The organism is Phytoamicus setariae, assembly GCF_016722925.1.
Classification (GTDB): Bacteria; Pseudomonadota; Alphaproteobacteria; order Rhizobiales; family Rhizobiaceae; genus Rhizobium_E; species Rhizobium_E setariae.
On record NZ_JAEQNC010000006.1, the window covers coordinates 250208 to 265279 of the forward strand.

13 protein-coding genes are annotated in these 15072 nt (G+C 56.9%); 12 read left to right on the forward strand and 1 reads right to left on the reverse strand.

Features of this window, described 5'->3' with window-relative positions:
• Positions 1-129: 129 nt before the first annotated feature.
• From JJB09_RS12970 to JJB09_RS13005, 8 genes are all read left to right on the forward strand, one after another.
• A complete protein-coding gene (locus JJB09_RS12970; protein ID WP_246748698.1) occupies positions 130-615 on the forward strand; it encodes a hypothetical protein in 486 nt (161 codons plus the stop codon).
• A gap of 145 nt (positions 616-760) precedes the next feature.
• Positions 761-2461, forward strand: coding sequence for a SulP family inorganic anion transporter (locus JJB09_RS12975; RefSeq protein ID WP_425523726.1), 1701 nt, complete (start codon positions 761-763; stop codon positions 2459-2461).
• A gap of 162 nt (positions 2462-2623) precedes the next feature.
• The gene (gene napE / locus JJB09_RS26925) at positions 2624-2800 is read left to right on the forward strand and encodes a periplasmic nitrate reductase, NapE protein (RefSeq protein ID WP_201658923.1); all 177 of its coding nucleotides are present in this window, start codon (positions 2624-2626) and stop codon (positions 2798-2800) included.
• Between the two features lie 3 nt (positions 2801-2803).
• Entirely contained in the window at positions 2804-3304 is a 501-nt protein-coding gene (locus tag JJB09_RS12985; RefSeq protein ID WP_201658519.1) for a ferredoxin-type protein NapF, read from the forward strand.
• Positions 3297-3560 carry a chaperone NapD gene (locus tag JJB09_RS12990; RefSeq protein ID WP_201658522.1) on the forward strand — a complete coding sequence of 88 codons (264 nt, stop codon included), beginning with the start codon at positions 3297-3299 and terminating at the stop codon, positions 3558-3560. The genes JJB09_RS12985 and JJB09_RS12990 overlap by 8 nt, the downstream gene beginning before the upstream one ends.
• The gene (napA, locus tag JJB09_RS12995; RefSeq protein ID WP_201658525.1) at positions 3557-6061 is read left to right on the forward strand and encodes a periplasmic nitrate reductase subunit alpha; all 2505 of its coding nucleotides are present in this window, start codon (positions 3557-3559) and stop codon (positions 6059-6061) included. Before JJB09_RS12990 ends, napA begins: the two co-directional genes overlap by 4 nt.
• Positions 6031-6537 carry a nitrate reductase cytochrome c-type subunit gene (locus JJB09_RS13000; protein WP_201658528.1) on the forward strand — a complete coding sequence of 169 codons (507 nt, stop codon included), beginning with the start codon at positions 6031-6033 and terminating at the stop codon, positions 6535-6537. The genes napA and JJB09_RS13000 overlap by 31 nt, the downstream gene beginning before the upstream one ends.
• Positions 6534-7226: a NapC/NirT family cytochrome c gene (locus JJB09_RS13005; RefSeq protein ID WP_201658531.1), complete on the forward strand. Its 693-nt coding sequence runs from the start codon at positions 6534-6536 to the stop codon at positions 7224-7226. The genes JJB09_RS13000 and JJB09_RS13005 overlap by 4 nt, the downstream gene beginning before the upstream one ends.
• A gap of 122 nt (positions 7227-7348) precedes the next feature.
• Here the strand turns inward: JJB09_RS13005 and JJB09_RS13010 are convergent, their stop codons facing one another.
• A complete protein-coding gene (locus tag JJB09_RS13010; RefSeq protein WP_201658534.1) occupies positions 7349-8956 on the reverse strand; it encodes a bifunctional aspartate transaminase/aspartate 4-decarboxylase in 1608 nt (535 codons plus the stop codon).
• Between the two features lie 470 nt (positions 8957-9426).
• Here JJB09_RS13010 and aspT point away from each other — a divergent pair, with 470 nt between their 5' ends.
• From aspT to gmd, 4 genes are all read left to right on the forward strand, one after another.
• The gene (gene aspT, locus JJB09_RS13015) at positions 9427-11118 is read left to right on the forward strand and encodes an aspartate-alanine antiporter (RefSeq protein WP_201658537.1); all 1692 of its coding nucleotides are present in this window, start codon (positions 9427-9429) and stop codon (positions 11116-11118) included.
• Between the two features lie 75 nt (positions 11119-11193).
• Positions 11194-12879 carry an aspartate:alanine exchanger family transporter gene (locus tag JJB09_RS13020; protein WP_201658540.1) on the forward strand — a complete coding sequence of 562 codons (1686 nt, stop codon included), beginning with the start codon at positions 11194-11196 and terminating at the stop codon, positions 12877-12879.
• A gap of 115 nt (positions 12880-12994) precedes the next feature.
• Positions 12995-13714, forward strand: a complete 720-nt coding sequence (gene lexA, locus JJB09_RS13025; protein WP_201658543.1) for a transcriptional repressor LexA — start codon at positions 12995-12997, stop codon at positions 13712-13714.
• A gap of 282 nt (positions 13715-13996) precedes the next feature.
• Positions 13997-15070, forward strand: a complete 1074-nt coding sequence (gmd, locus tag JJB09_RS13030; protein WP_425523723.1) for a GDP-mannose 4,6-dehydratase — start codon at positions 13997-13999, stop codon at positions 15068-15070.
• Positions 15071-15072 lie beyond the last annotated feature (2 nt).

Here is a 15072-nt window from a genome sequence, read left to right on the forward strand (position 1 = left end):
TTATGATACCATTATTCACCGGAAAATCCACATGCGCAAACTAAATTCAACCTCAGGCGGTGCTTTGCAACGGCAACCCAAAACGCAATGGCAGGTAGTGGCAATGTGTGAACTTAGGGGGAAGTCAAGATGAGTCAGAACAACCAAAACGAGCCAACCCGCGCTGACGATCTGTTCATGACCGCAGAAGAATTGTTGGATTATGCCGACAAGATCGACTCGGCGCGCGCAAAGGCCGCCTTCAATGCCATGGGCACTGCGGAAAATGCGCGAAAGGAATTGATGGACAAACTGTCAAAACCGGTCGCGGTTACCGAGGAAATGCGGCAAAGCGTCCTTAACCGGGTCAAGAAGGCGGCGGCCGAAGGGCTAAACGAATTGAAAGTGCTGCAGTTCCCCGTCGAGCTTTGCACAGACTCCGGTCGCGCCATCAATAACAATGAACCCGATTGGCCCGAAACTTTGACCGGTGTTCCGAGGCAGGCTTATGAAGTTTGGCGCGATCGTCTGAAGCCGGCCGGCTACAGCCTCACGGCCATGATCGTGGAATGGCCACATGGAATGCCTGGTGATGTCGGCTTTTTCCTCGGCTGGCATCGCCCGACACCGCATTGAACAGTCAATAACGCGGGTGCATTTTAAACCATAAATGCACCCGCCATTGCGCCTGAATTTCCAGTCAATTCAGGCGGGTTGCGCCAACCCGATCGTTCCTGCCGTTCGATGGGTTTTGGGACAGCGCCTGCTGCTTCTGATGCGGATGTTTGATCTGATGTTCACGCTTCCATTCATTTCCAGCATGAAGGAGTATCGGCCCGAGTGGCTTCGATACGATGTGACGTCTGGACTGGCTATCGCCGCTGTTGGATTGCCAAGCGCGATCGCCTACCCTGCACTTGCCGGCCTGCCGCCGGAAATCGGCATATATGCCAGCATCATGTCGGTTCTCGGCTATGCCCTGTTAGGCTCCTCACGACAACTCATCGTGGGGCCGGACGCCGGTACGGTGACGGTGCTTGCGGCCGTCCTCGTTTCTTTCGGCCTATCCTCGACAGCCGAAAATGTACTGGCTTCTGCGGCGATCGCCGTGATTGTCGGTTTCCTTTGCTTTCTGGCAAGCTTCCTTCGCCTTGGCTTCATCGCCAACCTCCTCTCACGTCCGATCTTGACCGGCTTTATGACTGGCATTTCGCTGTCGATCCTCATTGGCCAGATCGGCCGCTTCACCGGTGTCAAGATTGAAAGTGACGGGCTGTTCCAGCCCCTTCTGGAAATCGTTTCAAAAGCGGACCTGATCCACTGGCCTTCGCTTGTGCTGGGTATCGCTATGTTCCTGTTGCTCCGGTTGTTGGGTGCGTGGCGACCATCGATTCCAGGACCCCTCGTTGCGGTGGCACTCGGGACCGCGTTATCCTACGTCTTCAATTTTAAGGAAATGGGAATTCGCGTTGTCGGCGCCGTCCCTTCGGAACTGCCATCGCCAACGATCCCGATCCCTCATGGCGTGAGCATACCTGATCTCATTCTGGGGGCAGCTGCGGTGCTGGTCGTGAGTTTCGGCTCCGGTATCGTGACGGCCCGCAGCTTTGGGGCGAAAAACAAATATCCCGTCGATGCAAATAAAGAGCTCTTGGGATTTGGTGCGGCAAACTTGGCCTCGGGACTATTCGGCGGCTTCGCTGTGACATCTTCGGATTCGCGCACCGCAATCAATGACATGATGGGCGGGAAAACACAGTTGGCCGCTGTTGTTTCAGCCGCCGCCCTTACTCTCACGGTTCTGTTCCTCACCGACGCGCTGGCAATACTACCCACGCCGGTGCTGGGGGCTGTACTCGCGTCGGCTGCAATTAGCCTCATCGATCTGAAAACCCTGCGTGAGCTATGGCAGATCAGCCGCATAGAGTTCTCTTTTGCGCTCATCAGTATTGCGGGTGCTCTCGGCCTTGGTGTCCTGAAGGGGGTAGTCGTCGCTGTGTGCGCGACATTGTTCTATGTACTGATGAAAGAAATGATGCCGCGAGACGCTTTGTTGGGTCGCATTCCGGGTCGAGATGGATTTTACAAACTGCATCGTCATCCGCAGGCCAAGCCGATTCCCGGCATGGTGATCTACCTTCTCCAGGGAAACCTGCAGTTCTTCAATGTAGAACACGTTAGAGGCAGGATCGAAGAAATTTTTGCAAATCTGGCGCCGGATACCAGGGAATTCATCTTCGATGCAGGTGCCGTTACCCAGATCGACAGCACCGCTGCCGTGCTGGTTGATGACATCCGGAAACTTGCTGTAAACAGAGGTATGAGGTTTGCGATTGTCGAGCTTCACAGCGAGCCGCTTGAAATTTTGAAACGTGCTGGCGTCGTCGACAACGTTGAAAGCTCCATGATTTTCGCCGATCTGGATGACGCGGTCGATGCCTTTACGCAAACCTCGGCAGACGGGCGTCCAGCGGTGCTTTGAAAGGTGTTCAACCACGTGAACGATGATTGGTTGCAAGTAGCGACAGCAGTCTTGTGCAGCCGATCTGCCTCCTGACCCGTCACCGGAAAATCGTCCTTTACGGGTTCACACCATGGTGCTAACTATCGGTTGAGTGTCTGGGAGGGCAAGGTGGAAGACGAGATCGCAACACAAAGGCCGATCGACTTCCGAAAGCGCCGGCTTCGCGAGTTGGCGGCTTTTTTCGCGCTTGCATTCGGTATCTGGCCAATTGTGGCGATTGGTGTCGTTGGCGGATACGGTTTTCTAGTATGGTTCTACCAGATGATCTACGGGCCCCCAGGCCCGCATGGCGGTTAGCGCATGTTGGATTCAGTCGAGACAAGACGCAGTCTTCTTTTCGGCTTGGGCCGCGCCAGACCCAGTGGCCCTCTCCCACCCGGCGCTACGCGCGAAAGTATCGGGCTCTGCTCGGGTTGCGGCGAATGCGCTGCAGGCTGTCCCCAGCGAATTATCAGGATGGACAATGGTGCTCCAACGGTCGATTTCTCACTCGGCGAATGCAACTTCTGCGGCGAATGCGGTGCCCGATGTCCCGAGGCCGTGTTCGTCACGGCCCACGCGATGCGCTTCGATCATGTCGCAAGAATAGAAGATCATTGTCTGGCGTTGAATTCCGTGGACTGTCAGTCCTGCAGGGACGTCTGCCCCGAGATGGCGATCCGGTTTGTTCCCGCCCGGGGAAAGCCATTCCAGCCGACGCTTGATGCCGCCCGTTGCTCCGGATGCGGCGCCTGCCTCTCGGTTTGTCCTGTCCAGGCGATAGGACTGTCACACCAACAGGCCGAGGCCCAACATGGTTGATGCACCGGCAGTCTGGCATATTTCAAGTGCCGTCGTCGTGGCCCATCCGGCCCGCGCCGTGGAGGTGGCCGCTACGATCGCCCGCTTTCCCGATGTCGAAGTGCATGCCGTCAGTGGCAGTAAGATCGTCATCGTGATTGAGGGCGAGCGGTTGGGGGCACTGGGAGACAGGCTGATCGAGATTTCGGCGCTGGCGGGAGTTGTGTCCGCAAATATGGTTTTCGAACAGACGATGCCACAGGAGAATACGCCATGACCACCGAGCTGACACGTCGCCAGTTGCTCAAGGCGCATGCCGCCGCAATCGCCGCGTCTACAGCGGGTATCGTATTGCCGGCTGCGGCCCAGTCGATCCCCGGCGGCGTCGGGACGGTCGAGATCAAGTGGTCGAAGGCGCCGTGCCGCTTCTGTGGCACGGGCTGTGGCGTCATGGTCGGTGTCAAGGCGGGTCAGGTTGTCGCCACCCATGGCGACATGGAGGCCGAGGTCAATCGCGGCCTCAACTGCGTAAAGGGCTATTTCCTGTCCAAAATCATGTACGGCAAGGATCGCCTGACTGTTCCGTTGCTACGCAAGACCAATGGAGTCTACGACAAGCAAGGCGAGTTCGAGCCAGTCAGCTGGGATGAAGCCTTCGACGTGATGGCCCAGCAGTGCAAGAAGGTCCTCAAGGAAAAAGGACCGACTGCAGTCGGTATGTTCGGCTCCGGCCAATGGACAATCTTCGAAGGTTATGCAGCCACAAAGCTGATGCGTGCGGGCTTTCGCTCCAACAATCTCGACCCGAACGCCCGGCACTGCATGGCGTCTGCCGCGGTGGCTTTCATGCGGACCTTCGGCATGGACGAGCCGATGGGTTGCTACGACGATTTCGAACACGCAGACGCATTCGTGCTCTGGGGGTCGAACATGGCGGAGATGCATCCGATCCTTTGGACCCGGGTCGCTGACCGGCGGCTGGGGCACGAACATGTTAAGGTGGCGGTGCTTTCAACCTTTACCCACCGCAGTATGGATCTCGCCGACATCCCGGTCATCTTCAAACCGGGCACAGATCTGGCAATCCTGAACTATATTGCCAACTACATCATCGAGAACGGCAAGGTGAACCAGGACTTCGTCGACAAGCACACGAAGTTCATGGCCGGCACTACCGATATCGGCTACGGTCTCAGACCCGACAATCCGCTGGAAGTGAAAGCGACAGGGGCTGCCACAGCAGACAAGATGACGCCGATCGACTTCGAGGCCTTCAAGGCGCTCGTGTCCGAATACACGCTGGAAAAAACAGCCGAACTGACCGGTGCCGACAAGGGCTTCCTTGAGGAATTGGCCGAACTCTATGCCGACCCGAAAGTCAAGGTCATGTCGCTGTGGACCATGGGGTTCAACCAGCACGTCCGCGGCGTCTGGGCCAATCAGATGGTCTATAACCTTCACCTGCTGACAGGAAAAATATCCGAGCCGGGCAATAGTCCATTCTCGCTCACCGGGCAGCCGTCTGCCTGCGGCACCGCCCGCGAAGTCGGCACCTTCGCCCATCGCCTGCCCGCTGACATGGTGGTCACGAACCCGGAACACCGCAAGCACGCCGAGGAAATCTGGAAATTGCCCCACGGGTTGTTACCGGACAAACCCGGCTATCATGCGGTCCTGCAGGACCGAATGCTGCACGACGGAAAGCTCAATTTCTATTGGGTACAGGTCAATAACAACGTCCAGGCAGCGCCCAATGCAAGCAACGAAACCTACCCGGGTTACCGCAATCCGGATAACTTCATCGTCGTTTCGGATGCCTATCCAACGGTGACGGCGTTGAGCGCCGACTTGATCCTACCAGCGGCGATGTGGGTGGAGAAGGAAGGCGCCTATGGCAATGCGGAGCGCCGCACGCATGTGTGGCACCAACTGGTCGATGCGCCGGGCGTTGCCCGTTCGGACCTCTGGCAACTGGTAGAGTTTTCAAAGCGCTTCACCACCGATGAAGTCTGGACGCAGGACATTCTCGACGCCAATCCTGCCTACAAAGGCAAGACGCTCTTTGAGGTTCTGTTCCAGAATGGAAATGTCGATCGCTTTGCTCTGAGCGAGTTGTCGCCGGATTATGAAAACCTCGAAGCAAAGGAATTTGGTTTTTATATCCAGAAAGGCCTGTTCGAGGAATATGCGACCTTCGGGCGCGGCCATGGCCACGATCTGGCGCCTTATGACCGCTATCATACCGAGCGCGGCCTGCGCTGGCCGGTCGTCGACGGCAAGGAGACGCGATGGCGATATCGGGAGGGCTACGATCCCTATGTGAAGCCCGGTGAAGGATTGAATTTCTACGGCCAGAAAGACGGAAGGGCGGTCATCCTTGCCGTGCCATACGAGCCGCCAGCGGAATCACCCGACGCCGAATTCGACTATTGGCTGGTGACTGGCCGGGTGCTTGAGCACTGGCATTCCGGCTCGATGACAATGCGGGTTCCCGAACTTTACAAGGCTTTCCCCGGTGCGCGCTGCTTCATGAATCCCGAGGATGCACGCAAACGCGGCATCAACCAGGGGGCGGAGGTGCGGATCGTCTCGCGACGCGGAGAAATCCGCTCTCGGATCGACATACGCGGCCGCAACAAAATGCCGTCGGGCGTGATCTTCGTGCCTTGGTTCGACGCCAGCCAATTGATCAACAAGGTGACACTCGACGCTACCGATCCCATCTCCAAACAGACGGATTTCAAAAAATGCGCGGTCAAGATTCTTCCCGTCACCTGATACGGCATCAGGTCTGGGGCGTCGTCGCCGTCGCCCTATTGCTGCTGACAACCACCATCGCGGTCGCCCAGATGGTGGAACGACGTGTACCCCAGCTCTCGGGCAGTGCCGATCCGATGCTCAACATCGACCCCGGCTACTTTCCAAAATGGGTCGTCGATGACCGGCGTCGCATGCGGGCCTATCCGGAGCAGCCGCCGACTATACCGCATTCGATTGATGGCTATCAGGTGACGCTCAACGCCAACCGCTGCCTCTCCTGTCACAAACGAGAGTTCACGGAAGGCTCGGGGGCGCCGATGATCAGCGTCACGCACTACATGACCCGCGGTGCCCAGATGCTCGCCGACGTGTCCCCGAGGCGTTACTTCTGCACGACATGCCACGTTCCCCAGGCTGATACGAAGCCATTGGTCGACAACACGTTCAAGGACATGAGCGAACTTGGCTTCAAGCCGGCGGGAAGCGAGCAATGATCGGGTGGGCAAAAGCTATCTTCCGCTGGGGATGGGGCGTCCTGACCAAGCCGGCAGCAACGCTCGGGCTTGGTTTTCTGACGCTCGGCGGCTTCATTGGTGGCGTGATGTTCTGGGGTGCGTTCAATACTGCGCTGGAGCTCACCAATACAGAAGCCTTCTGCATCTCCTGTCACGAGATGCGGGATAACGTGTTCGAGGAGCTCGGCCGCACGGTGCATTTTTCCAATCGATCGGGGGTGCGGGCCAGCTGTCCTGATTGCCATGTGCCGCATGAATGGACACATAAGATCGCCCGCAAGATGCAAGCGTCCAAGGAGGTCTGGGGCAAGATATTCGGCACCATCGACACGCGCGAGAAATTCCTGGCTCACCGCCTTGAACTCGCCCAGCATGAGTGGGCACGGCTGAAGGCCAATGACAGCCTGGAATGCCGCAACTGCCATTCCTCCATCGCGATGGACCTGTCTAGGCAGACTCAACGCGCCGCTGACATCCACACGAAATACCTGTTGCCCGGCAAGGCGACCTGCATAGACTGCCACAAGGGCATTGCACATGAATTGCCTGACATGAAAGGCATCGATCCGGGCTGGAAAATGCCACCGGATGCGACAGGCACGTCTCTACTCCAATGGTCGGAAGTCCACGCGTTGGCCGCTTATGTCGAGGGAAAGAGCGAAGAATAAGCCACCTACCCGCGTGGGAGTCGATCTTGGCGTGGCAAAAGGGCCAGACGCCAGGAACAGCCATCCAGCTCCATAGGGCCGGATGGCTGCGGGGCAATCAGCCCCTGCCCGCTTCGGGCTTTCTACTTCTTCTGCGAGGCCCGGTACGAGTCCACATAGCCGCGTGCTACCGCGCGAACCGCGCGACCGATATCGTCATAGACGTCATCGTTGAGGTTTGCGAAGGAGACACGAACACTCCAGTTCGGCGCATCGAAACCGCCACCATTCAGCAATACGATCGAATGATCTTCTGCCAATCGATAGACGAGATCGAGCGGATGCACGTTCTGCTTCAGCCAGGCGACCATCTCGTCGCCGATATAGCGACGCAGCCAGAACTCGAAGTCGATCGTGCCGTAATAATATGCGAAGTTGGGATTGGGCTGGACGTCCAGCGGCAAACCTTCAAGCAGGCTTGAGACGCGATTTTGGCAAATCTCCATGCACGCCTTCTGGTAAACCTTTTTGCTATCCATGAGTTCGCTCATGGACAGCATCGTCATCATCACTTGCTGTGGCAATGACAGGCCCGCGGTGTGGTTCAAGGCGACGTCACGGCTGTCGGCGACGAGCCTGTCGATCATCTTGAGTTTGCGGGGCTCAAGCGTAATCGAGATATATCGCTTATCGAGCGCCTCGAGCTCCTTGGCAGGCAATTTGGCGATCATGTCATCGACCAAATTCTTTTCGTTCATGGCAATGACGCCGAGGCGCCAGCCGGTGCAGCCGAAGTATTTCGAAAAGGAGTAGACGCCGATCGTGTTGTACGGCAGCTCGGTCAGAAGCGACAGGAAGTTCGGCACGAAAGTGCCGTAAACGTCATCTGTCAGCAAGAGCAGGTCCGGACGCTTGGTCTTGACCAGATCGACGAGCTTCTTCACAGTCGGCGCATCTATTGCCATCGATGTCGGATTGCCCGGATTGACGACGAAGAAAGCCTTGATCTTCGGGTCTTCGAGTTTCTTGATCTCTTCATCCGAATACTGGAAACGATGTTCCTGCGCCGCTCTGATGTGGACTGTCTTGAAAGCATAGTCCTCGAGTTCTGCGATCTCCAGATAGGGTGTGAAAATGGGCGTACCGAGCGCGATCGTATCGCCTTTCTTCAGTATGCGGTTCGCCATCAGCGATTTGAAGATGTAGCACATGGCAGCCGTGCCGCCCTCGACCGCAAAGAGATCAAATTTTCCGGGCTTTGCGCCTTCACCACCCATAGCCCACATCAGATAGCGGTGTACGACCTGTTCGGTATGGATCAGCATCCGGTCAGGAACCGGATAGTTATCGCCGATGATCGAGTCCGTGAGTTCAAAAACAAAAGCATCGGCGTTAAAGCCAAACATTTTCACGGCATGCTCAACCATGGCGGAAAGAAAGTTGGCGCCCGCCTCGTCAGCATGCCTGTCGAGCCACGCTTCGAACCTGGCGGCAATGCCATTCATTTGCGGCATGCCGGCAAGCCCCGCGACGGGATTGTCCATGGTGCGGCGGCATTCGCTCAGCGCGAACTGGCCGAACAGAAAAAAGCCTTCGCGTGGCGCGGTGGCGATCCAGTTTGGATTACCACGACCGGCATTAAGCAGCGCATGCGTGGCTTTCTGGGCACTGCGCTTCGCCAGCTTGATCAATCCGTCCTTGATTTCGAACGGGCTCATTTTTTCGTATTCGCGATAGTCGATTTCGGCCATGATGCACTCCTCCGGAAGAACTGCATCCGCGGGTTGCGAGAGGCGGGTTGGATGCAGCAATTGAAAGAAAGGTCTGCAGCGGGGCTAGACATAGCCGGCGCAGACGCCGTCAAGGCAGGATCCATTTTACAGTCGAACCTGCCAAAACAGCAATGCTGTGCAGGCCATTGCACACGGCGTTTGCAGAGGAATTTCGCGTCCTATCCTACTCCTCTTGTCTGGCAAAGGATGGATAGGCGTATTCTTCTCAACCGCAGAGACAATGAATGATTGAACTCACCTACAGTAGAGTGAGCTAATTCAATTTACGCTAGTGTGTCTCGATAATACATACTTGAAACGCCCGCGCAAGAGTGTATCGTTGCAATCGGATTTGCCTATTCGCATTACTTGAGCAGCATTTAACTGTCCAATTGCAGCCGGTTAAGCGCGCGAGGCGCCTGCCGAGCTGAAGCGCTAGGGGGCCTTTTATGTTTGAGTGGTTCGCGAACACACTCCGCGCCTATCCGGAAATTGCAATCTTCTTATCCCTTGCTCTGGGATATTACTTCGGTTCATTCACCTTCAGGGGACTCGGGCTCGGTGCGGTAACGGCGACGCTGATAGCTGCCGTCATTATCGGGCAGCTCGGCATCACTATTTCACCTCCGCTCAAAGCGACATTTTTTCTGATGTTTCTTTTTGCGATCGGCTACGGCGTTGGGCCGCAATTCGTGCGGGGCATTGCCAAAGACGGTATCCCGCAAGCAATCTTTGCAGTGGTGGTCTGCCTGTTCTGCCTGGGATCCGCCTATTTCGGCGCCATATTCGCGGGCTATGACGTTGGCTCCGCCATCGGCCTATACGCTGGTTCGCAGACCATTTCTGCTTCCATGGGGCTGGCTACCGATGCCATCAATCGCCTGGGGCTACCGGCAGATCAGACCAAGACAATGCTGGATGCGATGCCAGTCGCCTACGCGGTTACCTACATATTCGGTACTGTGGGTTCTGCCATCGTGCTTGCGTTGATCGGACCGGCCTTGCTCAACATCGATCTCGAAGCGGAGTGCAAGCGCTACGAGGAGGAACATGGAGGCAAGAGCGCGGCCGGCGGAGCTGGTACTGCGTGGCACAATTATGAGTTGCGCGCCTATCGTGTAAAGGAGGGCGGCAAGATCGCAGGACTGAAGGTCACGGACGCGGAACGCTTGCTTCCGAGCGAACGGGTGTTTGTGGAACGGATTCGTCGGGGCAGCCAACTCATCGAGGCGACCGGCGATACGGTCGTCCAGGCTGGCGACATCGTCGCAGTAGCCGGCCGGCGCGAAGTGTTGGTGGACCTGATCGGCCATGCTGCCGAAGAGGTGGATGACCGCGAATTGCTGGCCGTTCCCGCCGGTGGCGTGGACGTCTATGTCACGTCGAAAGATATCAATGGAAAAACGTTGGCGGAATTGGCATCCATGCCTGCGTCTCGCGGTGTTTTCCTTCGTAAGATTGTCCGCGGCGCGACCGCCACTGACATTCCAATCCTGCCCAACACGAAGGTGCATCGAGGCGACATCCTCACTCTGGTGGGTCGCAATCAGGACCTTGCCGCAGCTACGAATGCAATCGGCCGTGCGGACAAGCAGACTGATATTGCCGATGTCGCGTTCATTGGCGCAGCAATCGCCATCGGGGCTCTTGTTGGCGCGATTGTTTACAAGATAGGCAGCATCCCGCTGACCCTGTCCACCTCTGGCGGTGCGTTGATCTCGGGCCTGTTCTTCGGTTGGCTGCGGTCCGTGCATCCGACTTTCGGACGCATTCCGTCCTCAACGGTGTGGTTTATGAACTCCGTCGGCCTCAACGTATTTATCGCGGTCGTCGGTATTTCATCAGGGCCCGGCTTCGTCGCCGGTCTCCAGCAACTCGGCTTCAGCCTCTTCCTTTGGGGCATTGCGGTGACGACCATACCTCTGGTGCTTGCAATGTATGTCGGCAAATACGTATTCCGATTTCATCCGGCCATCCTGCTGGGTTGCTGCTCAGGTGCGCGCACCACGACGGCCTCCCTGGGGATGATAAACGATCGTGCCAAGAGCCAGATACCCGGGCTCGGCTACACGGTGACCTATGCCGTCGGAAACACGCTGCTGACAATCTGGGGAATGGTGCTCGTGCTGCTTCTGGCCTAGGCAGCCGCGAGCTTTGACTTCGCACTCTGATACTAACTGTCAATAGAAGCAATCCATATCGGGACGGTGAAAGCCATGCTTACCGTGGTCGTAGATATCCTGCGCTCTCATCCTGAAATTGCGCTGTTTCTGACGCTGGCGCTTGGCTATCTCATTGGGAAGGTTCGCTTGGGGGGGCACGCGCTCGGTCTTGTGACCGGCGCCCTCTTTGCCGGCCTTCTGATGGGCCAGTTGGCAATCGAAGTTAGCAACGAACTCAAGATTATTTTTCTGCTGCTGTTTCTGTTCGCCAATGGCTACGGCGCTGGGCCGCAGTTCTTTCGAGCCCTGCGGCAGGATGGATTTGGGCCTCTCGTGCTGACCCTGGTCGTATGTTTTTCCGGTCTGTTGATGGTCTGGCTAACCTCAAGATTGATGGGGCTGTCCACTGGCTATACAGCAGGGTTGCTTTCGGGTGCCCTCACCCAGTCTTCGGCGATGGGTACCGCGAGCGAAGCGATCATGGCTCTTCCTTTGCCGGAGCAGGAAAGGTTGGCGTTGGTGAACCAGATCCCGATCGCCGACGCTGTCTGCTACCTATTCGGCTTCTGGGGCGAGGTCATATTCGTTGCGGCGGTCCTGCCGAAATTGCTGGGTATCGACTTGGAGAAGGAAGCCAAGGCGCTTGATGCGAAACTGGGAATCAAAGAGGAAACGAGCGTGCGTTCCGCCTATTCGGTTCAGGCAGCGCGTGGGGTTCTAATTGAAACGGACCGATTTCGGACCGTCGCCGATCTGGAAGCGGAAGCCGCAGCCGCAGGTCAGCGGCTGACCGTGTTGCGGGTAAGGCATGGCGACCACATCATTGATGCCACGCCCTCCACGGCTCTCAAGATTGGCGACGTTGTTGCATTGGCCGGCCGACGATCCTGGATTGTCGATTTCACCAGCAAAATTGGACGCGAGGAAGACGACGCGGTGCTTCTCGACATCCCCTTCGACTCTGCCAACATCATCATCACGAATGCAGCTATCGAAAAAGAAACGTTGGGCGAGATAGCCGCCACGCGCGACTACACCCGCGGAATTTTCATTACAAGGCTACGCCGCGGTGAACAGGATATCCCGATATCGCTGAAAACCCGGCTGCAACAGGGAGACGGCATTTCGCTCGTCGGAAACTCCGCATCCCTGGCCAAGGCTGCGGACGATCTCGGCTACTGGGAGCGTCCCTCTATCTTGACAAACATGTTTACGCTGGGCGTCGGCATTGTGGTTGGATGCCTTATCGGCCTCCCCGCACTCTATATCGGCGGCGTCAAACTGGCCTTGTCCACCTCGGTCGGCACTTTGCTCGCCGGTCTGTTCCTGGGCTGGCTTCATAGTAAGCGCCCGTGGATGGTCGGAAACATACCGGAGCCCACCCGTCTATTCCTTATAAATTTTGGTCTGGCGGGTTTCGTCGCAATTACCGGCCTTCATGCTGGTCCTGGCTTCATAGCTGGCCTGAAGGACGTTGGCATTCCGCTGTTTATCGCAGGCATTTTCTGCACATGCGTCCCGCCCACCATCGGAATGCTGTTCGGCAAGTATATCTTGCGAATGAACCCGGTTCTGCTTCTGGGCGCAGTGTCCGGTGCCCAAACCATGACCGCTGCGATGGTTGCCGTCCAGGAGCGCGCCAAGAGCCAGGCGCCTGTCATCGGATTTACGGTCCCCTATGCTCTCGGCAACATCATACTGACGACCTTCGGCAGCATAATCGTGCTGCTCGTGAGCTAGGTTCGATGCCCGCAACATTTTGAGCAACATTAACCTAATATAAAGCCCTTGCGGAACATAAATGGAACATATAGTGTTTGTTCCAGATTTGTTTCGCGATTCTGCGAGGGCTGTGATGCTGACAAGAAAGCAACAAGAACTACTCCTTTTCATTCATGAACGGATGAAGGAGTCAGGCGTGCCGCCCTCCTTCGATGAAATGAAGGATGCGCTGGATCTTGCGTCCAAATCGGGCATTCACCGCCTGATTACAGCTTTGGAGGAGCGTGGCTTCATTCGCCGCCTGCCGAACCGGGCCCGTGCGCTGGAGGTCATCAAGCTTCCCGAAGCCTATGCGTCGAGCCTAAAGCCACAGGTCAAGGGCTTTTCGCCCAGTGTGATCGAAGGCTCGCTTGGCAAGGCGCCGCCTGCCCCGGCTGTCCGCCCGCCGGCAAATGACGAACACTCCGATTCCGTTGCAATTCCTGTCATGGGGCGGATTGCAGCCGGCGTGCCGATTTCCGCTATCCAGAACAATACCCACGACATCTCAGTGCCGGCCGGGATGATCGGCAGCGGCGAGCACTATGCGCTCGAAGTCAAGGGCGACTCGATGATCGAGGCAGGCATTCTTGACGGAGACACGGTCATTATTCGAAACGGTAGCAACGCCAGCCCTGGCGACATCGTGGTTGCGCTTGTCGATGACGAAGAAGCTACTCTCAAGCGGTTTCGTCGCAAGGGCGCATCCATTGCCCTTGAAGCGGCAAACCCAGCCTATGAAACCCGTATTTTCGGACCGGATCGGGTGAAGATCCAGGGTAAGTTGGTGGGCCTGATCCGCCGCTATCACTAGGCAGATATCATTTGCAGTTGGTCGCGTCCGCAAGCTCTTCGGACGCGTTTACCTTGGATGGAACAGACGATTGCGGTTTCGCCGCACCTCCGCTAATGCATCTGGCATGGGGCTGGCAATTTCTTGAAGATTTTTTGTGGTTAGCACCGGTAGATGTTACTCTGTCGGTGGGTTGACTGCGGTTTCCGCGAGATTGGACATTTTACCGCCTAAATCGGCACTTAGCGCGATTGTCGGTATGGATGGCTTGCCCGATCCAATTGTATGCGACAGGAGACTGCATTGAGCAAAAATGACAAGAAGGTAGCGCTTGTAACCGGCATTACTGGCCAGGATGGCGCCTATCTCGCCGAACTGCTGCTGAGCAAGGGCTACATTGTCCACGGTCTCAAGCGCCGTTCCTCGTCCTTCAATACGGGCCGCATAGAGCACATCTACCAGGATCCGCACGAGGAAGATCAGCGCTTCATTCTCCACTACGGGGATATGACCGATTCCACCAACCTGATCCGCATCGTACAGGAATGCCAGCCGGACGAGATTTACAATCTCGCGGCACAGAGCCACGTGCGCGTCTCCTTCGAGACGCCGGAATATACGGCCAATGCAGACGGCATCGGCACCCTGCGTCTGCTCGAAGCCATCCGCATCCTCGGGTTGGAAAAGAAGACCCGTTTCTATCAGGCCTCGACCTCTGAGCTGTATGGCCTCGTTCAGGAAGTGCCGCAGCGCGAAACGACCCCGTTCTATCCGCGTTCACCCTATGCGGCTGCGAAGCTCTACTCATATTGGATCGTTGTGAACTACCGCGAAGCCTATGGCCTGCACGCGTCGAACGGCATTCTCTTCAATCATGAAAGTCCGCTGCGCGGCGAAACATTCGTCACCCGCAAGATCACCCGCGCTGCTGCCGCCATCCGCCTCGGCAAGCAGGAAAAGCTCTTTGTCGGCAATATCGATGCCAAGCGCGACTGGGGCCATGCGCGCGAATATGTGCGCGGCATGTGGTTGATGCTGCAGCAGGACCAGGCAGACGATTACGTGCTCGCCACTGGAGAAACCACCGAAGTTCGCCAGTTCATCACCTGGGCCTTCGAAGATGTCGGCATCAATCTGGAATGGCGCGGCAAAGGCGTAGATGAAAAGGGCTATGACATCTTGTCGGGCAAGGTCGTGGTCGAGATCGACCCCCGCTATTTCCGCCCGACCGAGGTCGAACTGCTGATCGGCGACCCAACCAAGGCGCATGAAAAGCTCGGCTGGAAGCACGAAACGTCCGTTCGCGATCTTTGCCGCGAGATGGTCAACGAAGACCTCAAGGTCATGCAGACAGCCACCGTGATGAAAGAAGCCTGATC